This is a genomic window from Nostoc sp. (genome assembly GCF_036917815.1).
Taxonomy (GTDB): Bacteria; Cyanobacteriota; Cyanobacteriia; order Cyanobacteriales; family Nostocaceae; genus Nostoc.
On record NZ_JBALEK010000011.1, the window covers coordinates 1 to 21841 of the forward strand.

General features: G+C 41.0%; 24 protein-coding genes and 1 pseudogene. 3 read left to right on the top strand and 22 right to left on the bottom strand.

The genetic code is table 11. The annotated features are described in order from the left end of the window. Positions 1–69: 69 nt before the first annotated feature. The 9 genes from V7K97_RS03470 to V7K97_RS03510 form a co-directional block, all read right to left on the bottom strand. A complete protein-coding gene (locus tag V7K97_RS03470; protein WP_334799306.1) occupies positions 70–303 on the bottom strand; it encodes a hypothetical protein in 234 nt (77 codons plus the stop codon). Between the two features lie 651 nt (positions 304–954). Then, positions 955–1170, bottom strand: a complete 216-nt coding sequence (locus V7K97_RS03475) for a transcriptional regulator (RefSeq protein ID WP_190884807.1) — start codon at positions 1168–1170, stop codon at positions 955–957. A gap of 146 nt (positions 1171–1316) precedes the next feature. Next, positions 1317–2072, bottom strand: coding sequence for a DUF1822 family protein (locus V7K97_RS03480; RefSeq protein WP_334799307.1), 756 nt, complete (start codon positions 2070–2072; stop codon positions 1317–1319). Positions 2073–2075: 3 nt separating this feature from the next. Beyond that, entirely contained in the window at positions 2076–3614 is a 1539-nt protein-coding gene (locus tag V7K97_RS03485) for a hypothetical protein (RefSeq protein WP_334799308.1), read from the bottom strand. Positions 3615–3906: 292 nt separating this feature from the next. After that, on the bottom strand, positions 3907–4635 hold the full coding sequence (locus V7K97_RS03490) for a DevA family ABC transporter ATP-binding protein (RefSeq protein ID WP_334799327.1): 729 nt from the start codon (positions 4633–4635) through the stop codon (positions 3907–3909). Positions 4636–4641: 6 nt separating this feature from the next. Continuing rightward, the gene (gene devC, locus V7K97_RS03495) at positions 4642–5823 is read right to left on the bottom strand and encodes an ABC transporter permease DevC (RefSeq protein WP_334799328.1); all 1182 of its coding nucleotides are present in this window, start codon (positions 5821–5823) and stop codon (positions 4642–4644) included. A gap of 35 nt (positions 5824–5858) precedes the next feature. Beyond that, positions 5859–7061, bottom strand: a complete 1203-nt coding sequence (locus V7K97_RS03500) for an ABC exporter membrane fusion protein (protein WP_334799309.1) — start codon at positions 7059–7061, stop codon at positions 5859–5861. A gap of 172 nt (positions 7062–7233) precedes the next feature. After that, positions 7234–8148 (bottom strand): glutathione S-transferase family protein, encoded by a 915-nt coding sequence (locus tag V7K97_RS03505; RefSeq protein ID WP_334799310.1) that lies wholly within the window; start codon positions 8146–8148, stop codon positions 7234–7236. A gap of 14 nt (positions 8149–8162) precedes the next feature. Beyond that, entirely contained in the window at positions 8163–9164 is a 1002-nt protein-coding gene (locus tag V7K97_RS03510) for a methyltransferase (RefSeq protein WP_334799311.1), read from the bottom strand. A gap of 114 nt (positions 9165–9278) precedes the next feature. On the opposite strand from V7K97_RS03510, the gene V7K97_RS03515 reads away from it, so the two are divergent. Then, the gene (locus V7K97_RS03515; protein WP_334799312.1) at positions 9279–9419 is read left to right on the top strand and encodes a hypothetical protein; all 141 of its coding nucleotides are present in this window, start codon (positions 9279–9281) and stop codon (positions 9417–9419) included. Between the two features lie 180 nt (positions 9420–9599). On the opposite strand, the gene V7K97_RS03520 is transcribed toward V7K97_RS03515, so the two are convergent. The 13 genes from V7K97_RS03520 to V7K97_RS03580 form a co-directional block, all read right to left on the bottom strand. After that, the gene (locus tag V7K97_RS03520; protein ID WP_334799313.1) at positions 9600–10325 is read right to left on the bottom strand and encodes a glutathione S-transferase family protein; all 726 of its coding nucleotides are present in this window, start codon (positions 10323–10325) and stop codon (positions 9600–9602) included. 109 nt (positions 10326–10434) lie between these two features. Continuing rightward, positions 10435–11070: a glutathione S-transferase family protein gene (locus V7K97_RS03525; RefSeq protein WP_334799314.1), complete on the bottom strand. Its 636-nt coding sequence runs from the start codon at positions 11068–11070 to the stop codon at positions 10435–10437. A 21-nt stretch (positions 11071–11091) separates the two neighbouring features. After that, entirely contained in the window at positions 11092–12294 is a 1203-nt protein-coding gene (locus V7K97_RS03530; protein ID WP_334799315.1) for a beta-ketoacyl-[acyl-carrier-protein] synthase family protein, read from the bottom strand. Next, positions 12287–13567, bottom strand: a complete 1281-nt coding sequence (locus tag V7K97_RS03535; protein WP_334799316.1) for a beta-ketoacyl-[acyl-carrier-protein] synthase family protein — start codon at positions 13565–13567, stop codon at positions 12287–12289. Before V7K97_RS03535 ends, V7K97_RS03530 begins: the two co-directional genes overlap by 8 nt. A gap of 32 nt (positions 13568–13599) precedes the next feature. Continuing rightward, entirely contained in the window at positions 13600–14091 is a 492-nt protein-coding gene (locus V7K97_RS03540) for a hypothetical protein (RefSeq protein WP_334799317.1), read from the bottom strand. Positions 14092–14178: 87 nt separating this feature from the next. Continuing rightward, positions 14179–14934, bottom strand: coding sequence for a cyclase family protein (locus tag V7K97_RS03545; protein ID WP_334799318.1), 756 nt, complete (start codon positions 14932–14934; stop codon positions 14179–14181). Continuing rightward, entirely contained in the window at positions 14916–15671 is a 756-nt protein-coding gene (locus V7K97_RS03550; protein ID WP_334799319.1) for a DUF2461 family protein, read from the bottom strand. Before V7K97_RS03550 ends, V7K97_RS03545 begins: the two co-directional genes overlap by 19 nt. Positions 15672–15700: 29 nt before the next feature. After that, a complete protein-coding gene (locus tag V7K97_RS03555) occupies positions 15701–16951 on the bottom strand; it encodes an NAD(P)/FAD-dependent oxidoreductase (protein ID WP_334799320.1) in 1251 nt (416 codons plus the stop codon). A 108-nt stretch (positions 16952–17059) separates the two neighbouring features. Then, entirely contained in the window at positions 17060–17533 is a 474-nt protein-coding gene (locus V7K97_RS03560) for a hypothetical protein (RefSeq protein ID WP_334799321.1), read from the bottom strand. Positions 17534–17535: 2 nt separating this feature from the next. Beyond that, positions 17536–17991 carry a hypothetical protein gene (locus tag V7K97_RS03565; protein WP_334799322.1) on the bottom strand — a complete coding sequence of 152 codons (456 nt, stop codon included), beginning with the start codon at positions 17989–17991 and terminating at the stop codon, positions 17536–17538. Beyond that, complete coding sequence (locus V7K97_RS03570) at positions 17988–18506, bottom strand: SRPBCC family protein (protein ID WP_334799323.1); 519 nt, start codon at positions 18504–18506, stop codon at positions 17988–17990. The genes V7K97_RS03565 and V7K97_RS03570 overlap by 4 nt, the downstream gene beginning before the upstream one ends. Beyond that, positions 18503–18739, bottom strand: a complete 237-nt coding sequence (locus tag V7K97_RS03575) for an acyl carrier protein (protein ID WP_334799324.1) — start codon at positions 18737–18739, stop codon at positions 18503–18505. Before V7K97_RS03575 ends, V7K97_RS03570 begins: the two co-directional genes overlap by 4 nt. Positions 18740–18786: 47 nt before the next feature. After that, positions 18787–20124 carry a coproporphyrinogen-III oxidase family protein gene (locus V7K97_RS03580; RefSeq protein WP_334799325.1) on the bottom strand — a complete coding sequence of 446 codons (1338 nt, stop codon included), beginning with the start codon at positions 20122–20124 and terminating at the stop codon, positions 18787–18789. Positions 20125–20984: 860 nt separating this feature from the next. On the opposite strand from V7K97_RS03580, the gene V7K97_RS03585 reads away from it, so the two are divergent. Together V7K97_RS03585 and V7K97_RS03590 are read left to right on the top strand one after the other, a co-directional pair. Next, entirely contained in the window at positions 20985–21311 is a 327-nt protein-coding gene (locus V7K97_RS03585; RefSeq protein WP_334799326.1) for a hypothetical protein, read from the top strand. After that, positions 21262–21841 (top strand): annotated as a pseudogene (locus V7K97_RS03590) (ISH3 family transposase); the annotation flags it as partial. The gene V7K97_RS03585 and the pseudogene V7K97_RS03590, both read left to right, overlap by 50 nt.

The window sequence follows — 21841 nt, forward strand, 5'->3', positions numbered from 1 at the left end:
TTATTTTATTTATCATTTTACCAATTTTTACAACTATCTATGTAATTTTGGAATCTCCCTTAGTTTTTATTAGTAAATAAGATGCGTTTGCCCTGGGGCTTTACCCGATTCCTGGCTGTAGTTTTCTACATAGGCTTTAAAGTCTTCGTGGGACTGGATAGAATCATCCTGAATTGAGGATGCGATCGCTTTATCCAATGTGTTTTCAATATGGCGGAGTTTGCGGCGATCTGTCAGGTTTTCCCATGAGCGATTTTGAGAATTTTGTCTTTGCTTAGGTTTGGTCAGTGTTTTGGTAGCCATAGGTACTCAAAGCTGATTGCCTTAAGAGTTAACCTAACAAGACTTTATCTGGAAACAGCTAGACCAAATGGCGATTTATAAGTTGTCCAGTTGGCTATACTCTAAACGGTTAAAACTTGGACTTTTTGAAAAGTATGAAAATTCAGAGACAACAAGCTATCTAGCTTTTCCTGTTTATCAGTATTAGCAGTGTTCCATAGGCTTGTATAGTATTTTCAGCCAAACTTAAATCAGCCTGAATTTGTAACTATTTTCGAGGCTGTTCTTGTTCTGCTAGTAGTGGAAAGAATTCTCATCTTGGTTCGACCATCTGTACATTGTTAACACTCAAGTTGGAATCATGGGAGTTGAGGAACTTCGTGCATTGATGGGGCATGAAAAAATTCAAACTACTCTTCGCTACTCTTCGCTACTCTAAAGTCACATCCCTTCGGGCGCAAGAAGTAGCGCTTCATGCTTTTAAGAAAATACCACCGTTTGGACAATAATTTACAAGTATGGATTTAATTTATATATTGTCGCGTTCTGAAAATTATCATGATTAAAAACTTATCAAGAGAATAGACAATACTCTTGATTGCTAAAATATGGCTGGACACCAGATTTAGTAAAAAAATTACACTTTATTTATAAATAGCCTAGAGAAAGCACTTAATATAACTCGCCACTGCGAGCGAAAATTTCTATAACTTCACTTCTGGTTACTTGATTTTTCTCCGCTATTTCTAGTAGTTTTTCCCACGCTTCATCGGTTAAGCGAATTGACCTTAACCGTTTGGGTGAATCTCCATAATCTGTTTCAAATTTACCATCTGGTGTACGGGGTCGTCTTTGAGACTTTTGTCTAGTGCCTGAATATTGATCCATTGCCAAAAGTTATACACAATATCCTAGCTTATCATGTATATACATGGCTGAGTGATTGGTTTTACAAGATTTTTTTCTTATCCCGGTTTTCTGTTCTAATGCTACTCATACCCCTGATCCGGACAGCGAGCGCAAAACTATTCGGTCTACTGACATTCTTTTTTGCCTTTCAAACGTAATTGATATAGCTGCTGTCTCCATCGCTCTTGCGCTAGCAGTATTGCCCACTGTTCAAAAGACACTTCTAATCTGAGAGAATGAAGAGTTAGTTTACCTAGTTTCTGTAACAAAATCTCTACTTGATAAGGAGGCAAAGTAGGTAAAGAAGCAACAAACGGTTTTTCTTCTGGGCAAAGCTCCATTCCTACCCACATCACATTAAGATTTTCTATTAAATCCTTGCGTTCTAAAGAGTAAGTTCGTCTAATATTGTCTTTCTTGCCCTTCTTAATATTTCGATAAGTTGTAAATCCCCATACTCGCAGCCAAGATTCATCCTGCTCCAAATTCATCTGCACAGCTAGATAATAATTACCTGCCCAACTTGCAATATCTACCCATTCAAAAGGAACGCTAAAATCATCAATTTCTGTTGATTCACTGGGAATAATAATTATTCGCGTTTGCTTAAGTTCAACAACACTACCATTTACAAATTCCCAAATACTTAATATACTCTGATAGTTTAACTGTTCTAAAAAGCTGTCAGAGTTTAACTTATTTTCCTCATCCAGATAACTGATGATTTTATTAAAACATAAATAATTTACATAAGCATTTCGACAAGCAACATTATTAGAGTTGTTTTGACAGTGCTTTTCGGCTAGCTCTTGCTCTTGGCGAGATATTTCTAACCATAAATGTTTGGGAAAATGATAAATTAATTCCTTTAAAGTTTGCATTCGTTAATGACTTCGTTTTGTTGGTAAATTTATTGAACTATCTTTGGAGTCATTAATCAACCATTTGTCAATAAACTTTTCAATGTTTTTGACGTCACAATCATTAAATAATTGTAGCTTATTTTGAGTTTTTAGCCAGTCAATCAAGTAGGTGGTTAATTGCTTTTTGGCATAGTCTATTATTAAAGTCTGCTCCTGCTTGCTACTAATTTTAGATTTGACGATTTGCTGGTTATGCTTTACGTCATAAAAATACTTAGCTTCCAAAACTTCCCTTGTATCAGAATTGAGACTGTTTTCAAAGGCTTCTTGAATTACTAACTCAATTTGATTACTATAATGATCTTTTAACCATTTTTCGATGTAATCATCTAAATTTTCTAGCTTGATGAGATCGATGGAAAACCAAAGCTTCAACCATTTAGCAGTAGGCATTAGTAACTGTCTTCGTAAGCGGGAACAGCGGCGATTAACCGTAGCTTGATTAATACCTATTTTAAGCGCAATGCTTGTTTCACCTAGTTGCAACCCATATTTTAGAAGTAACATGACTTCATTATCAGTCTCTTGCTTTAATAATTGTAGCTCATTCAGAAGTACTCGATTAAGTTCCATAACATAGTCCGATATGCTCTCAGTGGTAACTTCGGATTCTATTGGAACTAAATAACTTATATTGTCTACCTTATTAGACTCAAACAAATAAGTTTCAATGTCTTCACCAATATAACTGACTTTAAAAGAATATTGTAAAGCAACAATACACATATTAATTAACTTCTTAAATTTTGCTAGCCCAATCTGGAAGTAATGACGCTGACAGAATTCAGTAGCCATTTTATAATGAATGTCGTTAGGACATAACCAACGCTGACCTGATTTACTATAAACTTCAAACAAGCAATCTCTGGCAACTAAATACGGTTCAATTTGCGAATTGCTTATACCTAATTCCTTCAATTTATTAGTTAATTGTTTTTTGCCAATTTTTTTCAGCAAAAACCATGTTGAATACTTACCTTCACCTGTTTCTTTATAGTAAACATCTCTAATTTTATTGAAAAATGTTAATTGAAAGTAATCTTGTAGAGATTGTAAATCATTATTGTAATTGTTAAAAGTCTTTAAAATAAAACTCATGTCATTAGCTAATAACTTAGCTAAATAAAAATAATAGTTCCAAGTCTCTTGAGGATTTTCAAAATTATTAAACTTTAAACTTCTAATAGCTTGAAAAGCTGGAGTTTCTAAATATGCTACCAAATGCCATTGTGCTAAAAGCTTTTGATTATTAATAATAGATTGAGATTGATAAATATTCAAAAAATATTCAAATAAATAGGTTTCATTTTGATTTAAACACATTTTTTTAAATTCTTCATTATTTTGTTGAAAAAATTTAAAATTTTGAGATAATTTTTTTTCGATTCCCCAGTTAAAAATAGCAAAATTATTTTGATTATTTTCAATGGTAACAATAAAAGTATAAAATTTTTCACTGAAATTCCGCGAACTTAAAGAAGGAAGATTCCAGTTAACCATTATTCAGACCTCAAATATTTATTAATTTAAGTAAAAATAGCAAATGTTTTGGGATAGAAGTGATTTTTTCCTTTTTATCCCAATCTAGAGAGGCTACAAAAATGATATATAAGCAGCTTATTTATTATGAACCTCTCATAGTAACTTTGCTATATTCACTTCTTATATAAGTAATCACAAGGGATACTTTTCATTCCGGAAAATAAGCAAATAAATTTTCTCGCCCACCTACTTAATTAATTAGAATTTCCCGCTCTTCAAGAATTATTCAAGAATAATGTGTTATTTAACATCAAGTATTTACAACTGAATTTGATAGATGATAGCTGACAGATGAGCCTGTCTCAATTAAGTGACCATCCTCCATATAAATAATGCGATCGGCAATGTCCAAAATACGATTATCATGAGTCACCATCAAAATAGTACACCCTTGCTCTTTCGCTAAACGTTGCAATAAATCTACTACCTCTCGTCCTGATTTGCGATCCAGAGAAGCTGTAGGTTCATCAGCTAGAATAAGCTGAGGATAGGTGATAAGAGCGCGTGCTACCGCGACTCTTTGCTTTTCCCCGCCAGAGAGATTTCGGGGATAGTGATGTATTTTATGGGCTAACCCAACTTCCTTCAAGATCGCCTCGGCTCTAGCGTAAGCAGTTCTTTGAGAATAAGAGGGATGAAGTTCAAGAGACATTAGAGTATTTTGCAGAGCCGTTAGACATTGCAATAAGTTATGTTCTTGAAAAATATAACCAATGTTGCGACGGTTACGAATGAGTTGATTTTTACTAGCTCTATAGAGTTCTTGTCCCATCACTTTCAAGCTTCCTGCTTGGAGAGAACGCAACCCACCAATTAAAGTCAGTAACGTGGTTTTTCCTGAGCCAGAAGGGCCATTCAGAATAATAATTTCTCCAGCGTTAATTTCTAGGTTAATATCAAACAAGACTTGTTGTTTTAAAAAACCGCGACCAAAAAAATGGTTAAGCCCAGTCGCAACAATAATTTTTTCAGAAGACATCATAATTTATTTAAAGATATCTGATGGATTAGCATAACGGAGTTTGTTGACAGCAAGTGCGCCGGAAATGCAACACATAAAAATAGTTGAGCAACAAATAAATACAAGTCGATCAAAGTTCATATAAATAGGTAATTTCGTAGCCTGTGTAGCCAGATCATATAAACCCCAAGAAATAATTAAACCTGGTATGTATCCTAAGATGGCTAAAATAATAGATGACTGAAAAACGATTTTTAAAAGATATATGTCTCTGTAACCAATCGCTTTGAGAGTCGCATATTCAGCCAAATGATCTGAGACATCAGTATAAAGAACCTGATAAACAATAATCGTACCGACAACGAAGCTAAGAGCAGCTCCCAAACCAAAAATAAAGCCAATAGGTGTGTTATTTTTCCAATGATTTTTTTCCAATTCAATAAATTCTTGTTTAGATAAAATCAAGACATCTTTATGAGGTAAAGTCGCCCTCATACTTTTAAGTACGTGCTCAACATTAGCCCCCTGTTTTAATTTAATAATGCCCAGGGAAATCAACCCTTTTTGAGAACGGGTACCAAAAATCCGCAGAAAGTTTAAATCGCTCGTGACCAAATGACCGTTATAACTGAAAGATGGCCCTAACTTAAAAAGGTCGCTAATTACTACCTCCCGTGAGGGGCCACCACCAGACGCTCCTACATCTAAATGAATGGGTTTTTGCGGATTAAATTTATCAGCTTCTATCCCGTATTCAGGTCGAGATAGAGCATCAAAAAGTAGGCTATCTTCTTGACGAATTTCTTCTAGATTTTTGCAGACTTCAGGTAAATCTAAAATACATCGTTCAGGATTGAATCCTATGGTCAGAATCATGTATTTTAACCGATTAGTTGGGTTGGTTAACTGTGCTGCGTCTAAATATATAGGAGCTACATATTCTACTTCTTCAAACTTACGAGCTTGATAAAGTCTTCGCTCTGAAAAAGGACGAAAGGAAACTAAAGAAATATATTGAGGACTGACTAAAATAATGTCTCCCTGCAAAACATTATGTAAACGAGCGGCACTTTCAAATAAAGCACTACGAAACCCTAGTTGCATAAACATAAGCAGAACAGCAAAGCTAATTCCTGCTAAAGCTACTACAAATTTGAATTTATTATAGGTTAGTTGTAACCAAGGCAAAGAAATTTTCTTCACTATGTTTAGATATCCAATTTAATAAAGATTAAAAACATTTAGAGATTAATACTAACCTCAACCTGTAGATTAGTTAAGTTTCTGACTTGTTGACTATCTTTAGGAGATAAACGAATTTTTACTTCTGAAACTCTAGCATCAACATCCGCTGCTGGATCGGCATTCAGAATATCTTGTTTACCAATTTGTAAACCTGAAGAAACAACTGTTCCGGTTAATTTTCCAGGGAAAGCATCACTAGTAATCGTGGCTTTTTGGCCTAGATTAACTTGATGAATATCAGTTTCATATACTTCGGCAACAACATTCATTTGATCGGTATAACCCAGCTTCATTATTCCGCCATTGGTAGCACTGTTAATAGCTTCTCCTTGACGTGTATTGAGCTTTAAAACTTGACCATTAATCGGTGAACGAACATAGCTTAACTTCAAATCAGATTCGGCTTTTTTTAAGGCAGCGATCGCACTTTCTACATCAGCTTGAGCAACAGCAACATCAACAGGACGAACCTCACGAATCTGAGCTAAAGTTGAACTAGCTTCCTGAATCTGCTTTTCGGAAGTATTAACCATTTGTTCAAGACTCGATTGCTCTTCTTGAATTTGCCAATTGAAGGTATCCATTATTAGTCGTTTACTATCCGATAAAGAGGTAGAAACGGCTCCCTCTTGATGTAAAAGTTCATAACGCTGATTCTCAGCTTTCGCATTGCTAAATTCAGCTTTTAAACGTGCAATTTTGGCTTTTTGAGTGGCAATTTGTCCTTGGAGATTTGCCTCTAAACTCGCCACTTTTTTATGCTGTGCTTCAATAGCTCCTGTTTTTGCCCCTGCCTTTACTTGCGCTAATTGAGATTGGGCAACCTTGACTTGGTGTTTAGCTTGCTCAAGTGTAGCAACAAGGGTGTCATGTCCATCCAAAATAGCCACAACTTGACCGATTTGAACTTTATCGCCTTCCTCAACTTTTAGTTGAGCAATTCGGGTTCCACCTGCTGAGGAAGCTGCCAAAGCGATTACTTTCCCTTGCGGTTCTAAACGACCTAAAGCGGTGACTCGATGGGGTACAACCACAGGAGTTGCACTAGCGGCTGGGCTAGACTCTACAGGTTTAGAACGAGTCAGAAAATAGTAGAAACCAACAATTGACAAACCACCAATCAACCCAATTAGTCCGATCAAATTGATTAAAAATCCCAGTCTGAGGCGAGGGGCCTGTGAGATGGTAGCCTTTTTCACAAGACAATCTCCTTTGTGCTTTTAACTTTTAAATTTCTCGATACCGTCTCAGTGCAGCAATCGTCATTCGTAAAGAAGTGAGAACTCAGATTGCTCTTAGTACAGTGCGGCTACAAATGCTCCAACAAAAAAACTTGCATCCCTTGCATCTGTTAACTCACATCAAACATCATTACCAAGCTCCAACAGTAACAGAGCGATCGCGCCGCTTAGGATAAGAAAGGAAATAATGCTGGCGAATATGCTGGAAATTGCATGTCTGCGCTACCCCAGGCAAAGCAAATAACTCTTGGAGGTAACGCCACAAATTGGGATACTCAACAATTCGGCGTTGGTTGCACTCAAATGCCTGATAATAAGCGCAATCAAAACGAATCAAGGTCACAAAAAAACACCAATCTGCTTCAGTAATAGCCTCGCCACCAAGAAAACGATTGTGAACCAGAACTTTTTCCCAGTAATCTAAAGCAGCAAACAATTGGGCGATCGCTTCATCGTAGGCTGACTGCGTTTGGGCAAAGCCCACACGGTAAACACCGTTATTGATTGGGTAAAGCGCCTGAATAGTCTCATCGATCGCCGCTTCTGTCTCACGGGTACAAAAATGTACTGACGATTCAGCACAAGCATCAAATTCCAAATCCAACATTCTCATTATTTCTAGAGATTCATTATTGACAATCGTTTGTGTCAAACGATCCCAGAGAACAGGAACCGTGGCTCTACCTGTATAATTAGAATTTGCACGAATATAAATGTCCCGCAAGAACCTAGCATTGTTCACCGTGTCAGGTAAACACCCTAGTCGATCAGTGAACTCCCATCCATCCTTGCTAGCAACTGGATCTGCAATGGAAACCGAGATCGCCTTCTCAAGCCCCTTCAGCTTTCTCATCAACAAAACACGATGCGCCCAAGGACAAGACAGAGTTACATAGAGGTGATAACGATCAGGTGTCGCAGGGTAAGATGATGAGCCGTCTGCGCTGATGCGCTCCCGAAAAGTTGTGGGAGTACGCATATACTCACCTTTTTTGCTAGGAGGTTCACTTTCAATAATCCACTTTCCGTCAACAAAATAACCCACTTTGTGTCCTCTGATTAATTTGGGACGGCTTCGACAATGCAAGTTACCTGCTCTACAGGTAAAAATCGCTTCAAAGCAAAGCCAGAACGACTCAGCAGAGAAGTAAAGTCTTCTTGAGTTCGCTCCCGACCTCCAGTCAGAACAAGCATATTCAAATCTGTCATCCGGGCTAATGTTGGCTCTTGCTGATTAGATAAAACCATTTCCACCAGTAAGAGGCGTCCTTGTTCATCGATTGCACGGCGGCAATTGTTTAATATTGATAGAGATCGGTCGTTGTCCCAATCGTGAATAATGTTTGATAACACATAGGTATCACCTCCGGCAGGAACTGTTTCAAAAAAGTCCCCAGCAACAATGTCACACCGATCTAAGACACCGTAAGCTGACAATACGGTATTTGCTTGGGTGACGACATCTGGTTGATCGAATAGAACTCCTTTGAGGCTAGGATTTGCGGCTAGGATTAGCCCAATCAAAGTGCCGCACCCGCCACCAACATCCACCAGTCGTTTGCAACTGGAAAAATCATAAGTGGTAAGAACCTTTGGGTAGAGAAATGCAGCTAGTCCCGTCATCGCATCATTAAACGTCCTAGCTACTTCTGGCTTGCTATGGAGATACTGAAATAAATTGGTATTGTAGACGCGATCAAAAGCAGTATTTCCTGTTTGCACAGTCTCCAACACGTTACCCCAAGCTTGATAGAACTCCTCTCCCCACAATAAGGCAAGGCTACTTAGTCCTCCTGCTGCTCCTGAAAGTAGCAGTGACCCCATCTCAGTTAAGACAAAAGTCCCAAGACGAATTTCAGATACAATCCCAACGCTTACCAGTCCTTGAAGAAGGCGATACAGTACTTCTGGGTTCGCATTTACTTTCTGAGCTAGAGCTTGATAATCTGTCGCATCTACTAACAAATCAATCACTCCCAGCTTGACCACAGCGTAGATAGATTGGGAGATCCACGGAGCCGCAATCATTTTGATCAATTCAAATTCATTACGTGTTTCCATTACAAATGCTTGCCTCTTGTAACTTTTGGTTGTTTTACTGAGTAATTCGATTTGGGTATTAAACCTCATCTATGTTGAAACCTAGAGTTTTTAAAAGATATTAGGTTGGGTGGAGTGAAACGCAACCCAACATTACCAGCAAATTTTATGTTGGGTTACGCTATCGCTGCACCCAACCTACAAAACTACGGTTCTCAAGGTAGACGAGGTTTAGTAGCATCGGAACAGAAAACCGGGATAAGCCATATTACATGAACACGACAAAAGTTTTTAAACGCTGAAAGCCTTACTTTATCGTTATGCGGTTACTTGGCTATTTTCCAAATGAGCTACTACAACCCTGAATAAAATCCCCATGCAATCAGATTTTTCAGATCAACTCGGTTTTCTGTTCCAATGATTCTCATAATTGCTTCTTCAGCTATCGGAAATCTTCTAAAGAGAAGCCAGAGTAGGCTGATTGATCGTCGTGTCGATTTGGTCTAACCACCGAGTGAGTAACGAATACTCAGACAACACTGCCGATAAATCATCGAGTTGGGACTGTTTAATAATTTGCAGAATCGAAAAGACTGCCAAATCTGCGGCGGTGATCGTTTCATCGATTAAAAACGATCGCTCGCTGAGTTTCTGTTCCAAACACCAGCAGGCTTCTTGAAAATGCTTCAGCCGCTCTGATGAGGGTAGTTGAGCAATGCCTTGGGCCTCAAGTCGTTTGAGTACCTTCTGACGGATAAGTGTAGGAATAATCGGGCGTAGTGCGGCAGGAAGGTTTTTAAAAGCGACTGCCTTAAATTGGTTAAAGTGTTCTAGGATGGCCCAGCGAGAATAGACTAAAAACCAGTAAAGAGATTCGTCACTCCAGTCTTCTAATAAGAGCGTTTCAGCTCGTTTTTGTTCATCGGTTGGATACAACAGAGCGCGGTTAGGGACTAGCTCGTCAAGCAACTTTAAGATATTGGTAGAATCTTCAACGATTTGGCCATCAATTTTGATCGCAGGAAGTTTACCTCGTTTGAGCCAGCTAGGAGGGCGATCAACAACGGTGATCTGATGGTCAATTTGCTTATAACGCAGAGCTGCAATGACTTTCAAACAAAAAGGAGAAGAAGAGGGGAGGCCATTAATTCCAGACCAAACAAACACTTCAATTTTTTTCATGGCTAATCTTCCTAGAAAGTATCGTCACATTTCTTATTTCTACAACCCTTGGTTGAATTTCTGAAGATTGTTTTACACAGAGCCTCTAATGTGAATGTTTCAGTGAACCTTAATTGCTACAACTTAAAGAGAAGGTTTTCCTGAAAGCAGGCAATTGCATTATGGTTTGTAACCATACCCGTGTAGCAGGGTAAGCCTCTAGCGTGAGTCCACTGATGCAAAGTAAGGTGTCCAAACCTGGTGCATAAGCAATATCTGCTAATGTCAACGAGCCAAACAGGAAGGAGTTAGCTTGCTTTTGCAAACTCCGCTCTAAAAACAACAGGGCGTTATTTTGAAATTGATCTAGTTCAGTCTCAATCCACGGTTGGTTTCTTTGCTCAACTGGCTTGCGGAACTCGCGCAAGATTCGAGAAATGTGAGGATAAAAAACCTGATCGGCATATACCGTACTCATCCGTACCTTGGCTCGCTCAACCTCATCTTGAGGTAATAGCGGAGGTTCGGGGAATTTTTCTTCTAAAAATTCATTGATGACGGCTGAGTCGTAAATGATGTGGTCGCGGTACTGGAGGACAGGCACTTGACCGTGGGGGTTCAGCCGCAGAAAATCTAAACTTTTTTGTTGTCCCTGTTCTAGGTTGACAATAATTTCGTCATAAGGGATACCTTTATAGAGCAGAACTAAAAGGACTTTACGGCTACAAGAAGATTTAGGAAAGTAGTGGAGGGTAAGTTGATGCATTGCAATTCTTTGTAATGAAAATTATTCAAGGGGTTGAGAGGCTGGTTGCCCCAGAAGAACCACAACACTCTGTCCATCGCGATCGCGTCCATTGACCAAGATATGATTTAACAGACGAGGCTGGGACTTTCCTACGACATGCTGACCTAGAGGTGGTACTTTCAGCGAACCTGTCTGCAAACAAGTCGGTAGAACAGTCTGCCGCTCTAAACTCAGACAAGCTAGCGCCAGGTCTAATGCCATGTTTGCCCCCACTAAATTGCCATACATGGATTTTGGGGAACTCATAGCCAACTGCTCATGGTTTCCGAAGACCGCGTGGAGAGCGTGGTATTCCTCATCGTCCTTTTCGGGCGTTCCGAAGCCATCCAACAAAACATAATCAATGTCTTGGGGGGATAGCTGGGCAATTTCTAAGCAACGACGTAAGCACCCTTCTAGGGACATTCCTCTAGCGATTGCTAGAACTTCTGCGTAAATCTTGGCTCCCCGTGCTTGCGCCTGTTCCTGAGATTCCAACAGTACGATCGCTGCGCCTTCTCCTAACAAATAGCCATCAGCTTCCTGGCTAAAAGGTCGATATTGATTTTGTGCTGAGGTTTGCCCATCTTCTCGAAAGGCGTTTAACACTAAGGCACTCAGAGGGGACTCCGCACCCCCTACTAACAGGGCATCCAATCGCTGCCTTTCAATCAGCCACATCGATTGTTCGAGGGCTAGACCAGCGCTGATCCGTTCCCCGGCAATCGTCTTGCTGTAACCGCCAATGCTATACAAAATCGAGATTTCACCTTGAGGAGCTGCGGGAAACCAAGCTGTCGCTACATAAGGGTTAATCGCTTGCATACCCTCGGTGTAAAGTGGGTACATCATCGGTTCGACATAAGACCACCCACCCGTGCAGTTCCCCATCAAAATGCCAAGGCGATCGCGCGTTTGGTCATTTAAAGGAAACTGGGAATCTTGTAAAACTCCTTTAACAGCAGCTAAAGACAAAATCGTAAACCGATCCAATTTTTTTAACTGACGCTTGCTCAGATTGTGGTCTAATTGCTGATCATCGACACAGGCAACCCATTGATCAGATGGCTCGTTGTTAAACACTTTCAGGGGGTGAAAAAGAGGGACACCTTTAGCTAGAGTTTGCCAAACTGTTTCTAAATCGCTGCCAGCAGGTGTGGCTAAACCAATTCCAGAAATGACGCAACGGTGTTGCTTATGCATTTCTTTTCTCCTCATATTTGCGGAGTACTAAGCTCGAATGAATACCTGAAAACCCACTGCTAGTTTTGAGAAGGCAACGGCTCGATTGCTGACGAGCTTCATTGGCGATCACATTGAGAGGGCATAGGGGATCTTGTTGCGTTAGGTTAATCGTTGGTGGAATGATACCTGTCCTCAGAGACAGAACCGAAGCGATGACTTCAATACTGTTAGAAGCTGAGAGGGGATGACCAATTTGCGATTTAGTAGATGTGACTGGAATTGTACAGGCACGTTCTCCAAACAGGTGTCTAAACGCATTGGCTTCCGCTACATCATTCTGGGGCGTAGAAGAACCATGAGCATTAATCGAGTCAATTTCATCAGCAGTAATACCTGCATCTTGGAGCGCCAATTGTGCCGATTTAGCAATCCGCAGTCCATCTTGGGGAATATCCGTCATGTGATAATAGTTATTGACACTGCCAAAGCCAGCAACTTCAGCCAAAATTGTGGCTCCCCGCGCCTGGGCATGGTCTAAGCTTTCCACTACTAAGATGCCACAGCCTTCAGCCAAGACAAAGCCATCGCGATCGCGATCAAAGGGACGACTCGCTTGCTGGGGTTCAGCGTTGCGTAGGGAGGTTGCACCAATTTTAGCAAAGGCAGCCACGGTTAGGGGGGTAATCGGAGCTTCTGTAGAGCCAGTCACCGCTACATCCACTACTCCTGAGCGAATTGCTTCCAGGGCGTAGCCAATGGCATCCAGTCCGCCTGTGCAACCTGTGGTCACTGTTGTGTATCCCCCTTCTAAACCAAAGTGGCGAGCCAGACATTTAGCCGTGCTATTGAAGCCAAAGGCATCCAATAGAGAGCGAGATGCAGCAAAGGGCTGTATAGCTTGTAAAGGCTGGTGTCCTCCACGACTTTGATAGACAAATGCCTGCTCCATCTTAGTAATCTGGGCAATGGCTGTTGAGATAAATACACCACAACGTTGGTGGTTCCAAGAACGCTCTGGGTCAAGCAACCCTGCTGATTTGAAGGCTTCTTGAGTGGCAACTAGGGCAAAAAGCGTACTCCGATCTAGGATAGGGGGTAAGTGAGGAATACTTTCCCAAGGATCAAAGTCATCAACAATCCCTGCCATTTGGCTCTGGGTTTGGGGGATTTTAAAGGCAGTAATGTGACGAACACCAGAACGTCCTTGGCAACAATTTTTCCAAAACTCTCCTACACTTTTACCATTGGGATTAAGAGTTCCCATCCCCGTAATCACAACTTTTTGACTCATAGTCTTTACAGTTCCTTAGCAGTTACGCGAAATCAAGCGAAAAGGGTACGGTTGAGACGATTTTCTGAAAGTCCAAGTAATCGCTCTTGTTTGTTGATTTCTCGGCTCACCTGGGCTAAACCATACTCAATTTCAACAAGAGCTTTGAGTTGGTATAATTCCTGCTGTAATTGATCTAACTGAGATTCAATCTGTTCAAGTGTCCAATTTGCTGGTAGACGAATTTCAAAAGTTACTTGAGTGTTGTCATTCTCTCCAGTCAGGTTGATATGAGCAGACTCCAGTCGATTTCCGATTAAAGAGTTAATAATCAGTTGTTTTCCAGCTTCAGTCCGGACTTGTTCGATCCAAGTTGTAGCTTCACCAAACTTGGTTTGGACAGCATAACGCCCCTGGTTAGCTGAACCAACTTGCAAGAAAAACTTCGTCCACCGGGGTAAATTGGGAACAAGGCAGAGAAAATCGGCAACAGAATCAGCAGTTGCCATGATCGAGACAGAACGAAAATAAACGGTAAAATTCATAATTACAATTTCTCAACTCAAAAATCTGTAATTTTGACCCGGAAACAAACTCTGCGTATCTCTGTGCTTAAAAACACAAAAAGAGCCTCAACAAATAATCGCAACAACCCGACTCCAACCTGCACCACAACGACGCAACTTAATCGGGAAACAAGCTACGGTAAAACCTGAATAGACAGGCAACTTCTCCAAATTAGTCAACCGCTCAATTTGGCAATACTCCCGTTTGCGTCCGTAAAGATGAGCTGGCCATAAGACATCAGAATCTTGGGTATGACGATAGTCCTCTAGCATCCGGTGAAAGGGTGGATCGAACCCAAAGCTATCAACTCCAATCACTTTGATGCCTTGATTGACTAACCAAGCAGTTGCCTCACGGCTAACTCCCCGAAAATCTGTAAAATACTCTGCCTTGCCCCAAAGTCGTTCAGCACCCGTCCGCACTAAAACAATATCAAAGGGTTTGAGTGAGTAAGCGATCGCTTGCAACTGGTGTTGAATTTCACTGCAACTCACAGGCTCATTAGCAGGGCCTCCAGAACAATCCAAGAGTACACCATCTCGAAAAAACCACTCTAGAGGTAATTCCTCAATCGTTTTGGCTATTTCTCCTGCACAAAGGGGGCCGTAGTGGGCGGGAGCGTCTAAATGAGTACCGGAGTGAGTGGTACACCGCACATATTCCAAGGACAAGCCCATTTGGTCAGGGAATGCCTGTCGGTCAATACCAATCGGTTTCCCTAGTATATCCGCTCCTTCAGCATGACTAACATAGTCGATTTCAACCGGAACTGGTTCACTAGGGGTTGGTTCTAAAGTCACACTTAAATCGAAGAACTGCATAATTCCCTCGCCACAGTGAAATAATGGTCAGCATCTTGTTCAAGATTGTCGCTAAGTGCCATTAACTTGAGAAAGTAAAGCCTTACCAAAAGATCGACAACTTGATTGAGAGACAACCCCTCTGCCTGTCTCAATTTTTCCCAAGTCCACACTTGTCCAACCGTAGGTTCTAAATGCTGACGCCAATCCTCAAATGCGGGGCTACAGGGAGATAGCACTTCAATAGCATCATGCTCACCGCCTAAGAAAGCCAGTTTTTGAGATACTTGACAGCACTCTAACCACTGCTCAAATAGTTGTTGATGGGCTGTCAGATTGTGAGCATATTGTTGTATAAAAGATTTCCTCTCTTTGCCAGCATTCCGAAAAGCTACGTAAAAATAATTCGGGAAGATCCCAAATCCAAATACGGGGTCTTCCGACCACTTACGCCCTCGAATGGGAAAGGAGACTTTTATATAGGTGCGATAGGGAGGAGATGTTGGGGCGAAACGGCGATCGCGATTGATCCGCATCACGGTGGTATTGACGCGATAGGAAACATCCAAATCAGGATTGAGCTTGGTGAGAAACGGTGCTAAAGACTCAATCAAATTGCGAATAGGGGTAACAACTTCAAACTGGTAGCGTTGACGCTGTTCATCAAACCATGTTTTAGAATTATTTTCAGCTAATGCTTGCAAGAATTGAAATGTTGGCTGAGGAAGCGGGAAGGCAGTTGGTACAGATTGATACACAGATATAAGACCTACGACAAAAACTCTTTTTAACTAATAGTTGCATAAGTTTGACGCGCTACCGTCATAGCGGAAGTTGGTGTAGTTAGCCTTGTCTGGTTTGTAGAGCCAATACCTGCAATTAAATTCAGGAAAGCCAAAGGTACTCCCCAAGGCAGATGCGGATCGGCACAGGACATTCTTAATTGCTGCAATGGTAAGCTATCTAACCAAGTTTTTGCTTCTTGTTGTCGCTGCTGGAACAGTGTCCGTAGTTGTTCGTCGTAGGCGGCAAAACCCTCGTGTGTCCAAGCCTCACCTTGTTTGAGACAAGCGGCTAAAGTGTCGGCGGCTATTTCTCCACTATCCATCGCCACGGCTACCCCATTGGAGAAGAAAGGATCGGCAAATACGCCTGCTTCTCCCACAACGAGAAACCCCGAACCAGAAAATTGTCGGCACGTCCAAGTTTTATTAATCACAGGTAAGACCGGCAGAACTTGCTCAGAAACAGCGATCGCTTGGGCTAATGGCTTCCAAGCGGCAATCAGAGAATGGAACAATTGGGTGCGATCGCTGCCATAAGCAGTAGCTTGAGCTTGAGCTAGCACTGTCACCACACTAACGCGATCGCCAAGCAATGGAGCAATTAAAATATAGCCACCATCCACAGCAATCACCGTCATTCCCCCATCAGGAAGCAATTCCCGAAACGCCGGATGGACAAAGTGAGAAAACACAGCAATCCGTTCATCAAGTTGGTTGCTTTCTTCTTTCAAACCCAGATAAGCAGGGATTAAGGAAAACTTTCCACTAGCATCAATTACAGCCTTGCCTTGATATTCCTGTACAGTTTCTGATGTCCGACAACGAACACCAGTAATTTGTTTGTCTGTTGAGATCAATGCTTCTACTGGGCTGGCTGAGGCGTAGGTAACTCCATGAGCGATCGCGCTATTCACCAACATTTGGTCAAATTCTGACCGATTAAGACACATCCCCCGATAGTCATTAGTGGGTTGACTCAGTTTGACTGTCATTTGTATGTCATAGGTATCATCTGCGACCACAAAACGAACTGGCTGAGGCTCTTTAATAGCTGTTGGAAACTTTTCAGCAATGCCTAGACGTGACAATAATGGCGATCGCAGACCAAAGCAAGTTTGAGGAATTTGAGGAGTGGGTTGGACACCCCGATCAATCATGAGCACGCCTAGCCCTTGTTGGGCAAGAAGATTGGCAACTGTCGCTCCGCCTGGACCAGCTCCAATGACAATAACATCATGAAATTCACTAGACATAACTAAGCAGTAATAGTGTATACGAATGGGAGCATCCCATTTTGGAAGATTTAGGTTGAAACTGGGATGCTACCTTAGTTAACTGATGCTGACTTCACTGAGTAGATTTTATGCTGCTCTACTACTGAAATATTGTTCATAGTGCTGCTGAAAAGTCTTCAGCAAGGTTTCTAGGCGTACCTGAAAAGATGCGTGAAATTGTTCTGTCCAGCCCAAATATTCTTCATCTGTTTCTGTGGGATGGCACAGCAATTCATACTTGCGTTCGGCAACAAGTACACATCCCCCATCTGAGGTTGGGAATAATCGCCAAGCACCTTGATGAAAACTCATCATTGGTGGTGGCTCAGGATTAAAAAAGAGAATGTCTTGTCCACAACGAAAGCGGATGACACGCAGATTTTCTTGTCGCCCTGCTCGCTCTACCCACATCACGCACTCTTGATGGGTTCCATCGTCATATTTAATAACTGTTTGTGTGATTGGCTGCCAAATATTTTGGAACTGTTGCATCTGCCACAAGTCATTAAAAACCTGAGAGGCGGGTGCAGCGACAGTAGCTTTGACACACAAGGTTTTCATCCTTATCTCACCCCCTCTAAACTGGCTTTAAACAGACCCAGGTTGTGGTGTAGATAGCCGCGTAATTTTGTTTCTACGTCTTGATAAGCTGTTGCTTTGTCCTCATCTTTGGTAGTTGTGTCGGGAAGTAGGAGTTCAAACCAGCGTTGGGCTGTGACTTGAACCACACCTTGATGCTCCTCGAATGTCCAGCAACCTGTCATGCTTTTAAAACCAGGTGGCGGGACAGGCTGAAATAATTCAATGCGAGCATTAGGACAGCAAAAGCGGATACCTCGGATTGTCTCAGCCCCGTTAGGACGATCAACGGTCATTAAAAACTCTTGATGATAGCCGTCGTCGTAAATAGTTTGCACGTCTAAGACATCCGGGAGTACCTTTTGCCAATTACTCAAATTGGCAAATGCATCAAACACCTTGTCGATGGTTTGTTCAATAAAAATGGTTTCAGCAATCACGATTGTCTCCCGTTCGCTACTGTGTCAGCTTCGAGAATGCGTTTCCAGTTTTCTAGAGCAAAGTTGGCATGGTTTAACAGTAAGCTAGATACTCTTTGTTCATAGTTACTTTCATCTTGGCCAAAGATATCTGCGGACTTTTCATGATTGAGATTCCAGTTGTGGAAGGTTATTACCTGGCATTGTTTGTCTGTTAGAGGAATAAATTGCCAACCGCCGGCATGGTGTTTAAGAAATGGTGGTGGTTCTGGTTGGAAAAATCCAATCTGCCGCTTGTCAGCATCGCACAACCGTACTGACCTGACTCTCAAAGCTCCAGCATCTTTCTCAGAGAGTACAGTCATGGTAAATTCTTGGTAGTTGCCGTCATCATAAAGCACATTCACTTGCTTAACGTGGGGCAGTAATTTCGGCCAGTCTTGGAGGTGAAATAGTGCTTGATAAACTGTTTCAACCTCGCGATCAATGACAATACTGGTTTGACAATTGAACTCAAAACCCTTATCTGTGGTCATTGGGTAACTCCGATAAACTGTTGGACAAACTGAGTTAATTCACCTAGAGAAAAGCTTTTGCTCAAAATATTAGGAGGAAGTTCAACACTGAAATATTCTTCTAGATTGCAATGCAACTCTACAATCTCTTGAGAATCCATACCGATGTTTTCTCCTAGCATAGAAGAAGCATTTAGATCGGTTGTTTCAATGTCCATTCCTTTGAGAACACTCAAAATCTCTGCGATGCTCATCTTGTTTTCCTTATCTGATTCATTTGTAAAATAGTCAAATCAGGTTATTAAAATACTTCACCTAGCCAGCGTTCACGTTTACTGGCAACTAAATCGACCATAGAGATATTCATTGCCCAGTTGGGTTGCTCAATGGCTGACATGTCTCCCCAGAAGCTGGGGTTGACAAATTCTAGTAAGACGTTCATACGCCACTCTTTGCCTAATTCGGTCATGATGATGCGATCGCTGAGAATTTCGACTAATCCTTTCTTTTGCAATTTCGTAACGATATCGCCAAAATCGTCTAAAAATTCGCAGCCAAACTGTTGGCGGTAAGCGGCAAACTCAATGTCAAAATATTGGAAGGCAAAGATTGCGTAACGCTCTTTACGGATTCTAGGAGACATGTGGTTAGAAACCGCTGTAATCATGTGCTCACCTCGATTGACCGTCTCAATGTAACTGTCAACGTCTTTTTTGGTGCCGGTGCGGTAACTGTTGATAAAACTATATGCTCCCGCCCCAATGCCTAAAGCATCACGAGCTTCTTTGAAGGTATACCAGTTGTATGGGTTATCATACCCTGACTGAGCAAAATGGTCGAACATGTACATTTTGTACCCTAGCTTGTCAGCGTACTTCACCGCTTCCTGATACATACTCATTACATATTCAGAATCGGGGTCAAACACAGGAGGGACTTCTCCCTTTTTGATTAACATATCCTGCGGTGTCCCTTCATGGATACGATAGAGATAGATGGTAAAATGTTTAATATCGAGACTCTCCAACATCTTCAAATCACGTTTCCAGGCTTCAATGGTGTGACCTGGCATGTTGTACATCATGTCCATCTGGATATTGTTGAAGCCACGCTTGTTGAGACCATTGATGATTGCAAGGCTGGACTCCGCCGCATGGGGTGACCCGACAATACGCAATACGGTTTCATCAAAGGACTGCACACCAAGACTTACACGGTTGATGGGTGAGTTGGCAACGTAATCTAGCTTATCTTCGGTGAAGTCTCTGGCGTTACCTTCTAATGTCAAAGAGTAGTCACTTGCCACCGGAAAGCTTTCAAACAAAGCATCAACAACGCGCTTAAGGTTGTAGGTTTTGAGAATTGAACCAGTTCCACCACCAATATAAATCGCTCGTAAGGAACCATCACGCCAGCGTGGATAACTACCCCAGCGACGAATATCTTTAATGAGCGCATCTACATACCGCTCTTCGTAATCAGCTGAATCGTTTTCACTTAATATCTGCACGAAGTAGGGACAGGCTTTACAGCGAACTCGGCAGAAAGGAATGGAAATGTAAACGACATAGTCTCCTGCCGATTCGTTTAATCCTAAGTGCGATTGAGCAAAATTACTGCCTAAGGAATTTTCCCACATAGCAGGAGGGTATAAAATAAATGGGAGTCTACATTTCTCGGGATAAGGTTTGGTTCTGTTACTGTCTAAGGTCAACATAACTATCAATGATTTATTTCTATAGACAGCATTGGAAATAATCTAGAGATTTAATGCACAGAGTGAGAAACATTATTTATACCTTTTAAATAGCTGAACCTCATACAGAGCTTGACTTATAGCTTTTTTTATACAATTAATATAACTTTACATAGTCCAGCAAAAAGTTAGTGTTGTCGGCTTGTCACTGTCGCATTATTTCTTCTCCTGGGAGTCCATCTCTCTTAACTCGTTCCAGTTGACGGGGGTAAAGGGCATCCGTGAGAGGTTAAGATAAAGTGCATTTTGTCAATCAGTTAAAATACTCAAAATAGTCTTAATAAGAATGATAATCGTGTGTGGGGAGAGAGGGAGGAGGCGAGCGAAGCTCGCCTCCTCCCTCTCTATTTGATTATCATTATCTTTAAGGTCTTTCACAACTTAAAATAGGGTATGAAACAGTATTGTAACGAGAGAATAACTTTGTCAAAAGTGGACTGAATTCTTAGGTAAATTTAATTATCAAATGAGGTAATGAAAAAGTTCAGTAGACCGAAAAGTTCTGCGATCGCTCAGTGATGGATACTTGGAAACCTGATTATTGTCTGAAAAACTGTACTTTTTGATACGGTTTTGGGAAAATTCGTTTAGAGATATTACATAAGTAAAACTAATAAATTGGAGAAAAAGGTAAGGGTAGTTCCCGCACCAGAACAATCTTCTGGCGCTGTGTCTTGGAATTTTTGTAAAGTATTGAGGTGAAGAAGTAAAATTTTTAACTTAAAGGATTAATTCGTTTGGCTATGACTGCAACTACCCCGGTTTTAACCGATAATCAAACGTTAAAAGAAGTGGTTAACTGTTTAGCAGAAAATGTTCCAATTAAAACTCAAGGTAATTGCGAACAACAAAATATATTTGAAATTTTAATTCGAGCAGCCACTCAAAGAGACAGCATTGAAAACACTACTAAAGTCTTAAAAAATGTTCCAACCAGTAATGATATCCGTTACCATTTAGAAAAATATTCAGACATCACTTCTTTGGAAGAGGATTTAAATAAGGCACTTCCTTTGTCGCTTGCCAGATGGGATACGGCAGGGACAACAGAAAATCGCCATCGATTTTAATCTAATTCCATATTATGGTGAACCATCGCCAGCCGAAGCACCTTTTATTTATAGAAGTCAAGCTAAAAGTGGTACTTGCTCTTTTTACGCTTATGCTACTCTCTACGTAATTAAGAAGAATAAACGAGTCACTTTAGCTCTTAAAGCTGTTCGGCAACAAGATACAAAAGTAGCACTTATTACTTATCTTTTAGGGTTAATTGAGCCAATCAAGTTAAAAATTGAGCGATTGTATTTAGATAGGGAGTTCTTTTGTGTCCCAGTAATTCGTTGGTTGCAAGCTTTGGATATCCCATTTGAAATGCCAGCTATTATTCGAGGCAAATATGGAGGAACTAGACAGTTAATTAGAGGTCGGCGCAGTTACAAAACATCTTACACTTTAAATAGCGATAAATATGGCTCAGTTACTTTTCAAGTGTGGATAGTTTGTACTTATAAAAACGGTAAAAGGCGAGCGCATGGACGAGAATTCTTTATTTATGCAGTCTATAAAGTCCAGTTATCTTTACAGCTTATACATGATGACT

Excerpts from the sequence above, each read along its gene's own strand:
- V7K97_RS03470 (WP_334799306.1), bottom strand. The coding sequence starts at position 303 with ATGGCTACCAAAACACTGACCAAACCTAAGCAAAGACAAAATTCTCAA.
- V7K97_RS03475 (WP_190884807.1), bottom strand. The coding sequence starts at position 1,170 with ATGGATCAATATTCAGGCACTAGACAAAAGTCTCAAAGACGACCCCGT.
- V7K97_RS03480 (WP_334799307.1), bottom strand. The coding sequence starts at position 2,072 with ATGCAAACTTTAAAGGAATTAATTTATCATTTTCCCAAACATTTATGG.
- V7K97_RS03485 (WP_334799308.1), bottom strand. The coding sequence starts at position 3,614 with ATGGTTAACTGGAATCTTCCTTCTTTAAGTTCGCGGAATTTCAGTGAA.
- V7K97_RS03490 (WP_334799327.1), bottom strand. The coding sequence starts at position 4,635 with ATGTCTTCTGAAAAAATTATTGTTGCGACTGGGCTTAACCATTTTTTT.
- V7K97_RS03510 (WP_334799311.1), bottom strand. The coding sequence starts at position 9,164 with ATGGAAACACGTAATGAATTTGAATTGATCAAAATGATTGCGGCTCCG.
- V7K97_RS03520 (WP_334799313.1), bottom strand. The coding sequence starts at position 10,325 with ATGAAAAAAATTGAAGTGTTTGTTTGGTCTGGAATTAATGGCCTCCCC.
- V7K97_RS03525 (WP_334799314.1), bottom strand. The coding sequence starts at position 11,070 with ATGCATCAACTTACCCTCCACTACTTTCCTAAATCTTCTTGTAGCCGT.
- V7K97_RS03530 (WP_334799315.1), bottom strand. The coding sequence starts at position 12,294 with ATGCATAAGCAACACCGTTGCGTCATTTCTGGAATTGGTTTAGCCACA.
- V7K97_RS03535 (WP_334799316.1), bottom strand. The coding sequence starts at position 13,567 with ATGAGTCAAAAAGTTGTGATTACGGGGATGGGAACTCTTAATCCCAAT.
- V7K97_RS03540 (WP_334799317.1), bottom strand. The coding sequence starts at position 14,091 with ATGAATTTTACCGTTTATTTTCGTTCTGTCTCGATCATGGCAACTGCT.
- V7K97_RS03545 (WP_334799318.1), bottom strand. The coding sequence starts at position 14,934 with ATGCAGTTCTTCGATTTAAGTGTGACTTTAGAACCAACCCCTAGTGAA.
- V7K97_RS03555 (WP_334799320.1), bottom strand. The coding sequence starts at position 16,951 with ATGTCTAGTGAATTTCATGATGTTATTGTCATTGGAGCTGGTCCAGGC.
- V7K97_RS03560 (WP_334799321.1), bottom strand. The coding sequence starts at position 17,533 with ATGAAAACCTTGTGTGTCAAAGCTACTGTCGCTGCACCCGCCTCTCAG.
- V7K97_RS03570 (WP_334799323.1), bottom strand. The coding sequence starts at position 18,506 with ATGACCACAGATAAGGGTTTTGAGTTCAATTGTCAAACCAGTATTGTC.
- V7K97_RS03575 (WP_334799324.1), bottom strand. The coding sequence starts at position 18,739 with ATGAGCATCGCAGAGATTTTGAGTGTTCTCAAAGGAATGGACATTGAA.
- V7K97_RS03580 (WP_334799325.1), bottom strand. The coding sequence starts at position 20,124 with ATGTGGGAAAATTCCTTAGGCAGTAATTTTGCTCAATCGCACTTAGGA.
- V7K97_RS03585 (WP_334799326.1), top strand. The coding sequence starts at position 20,985 with ATGACTGCAACTACCCCGGTTTTAACCGATAATCAAACGTTAAAAGAA.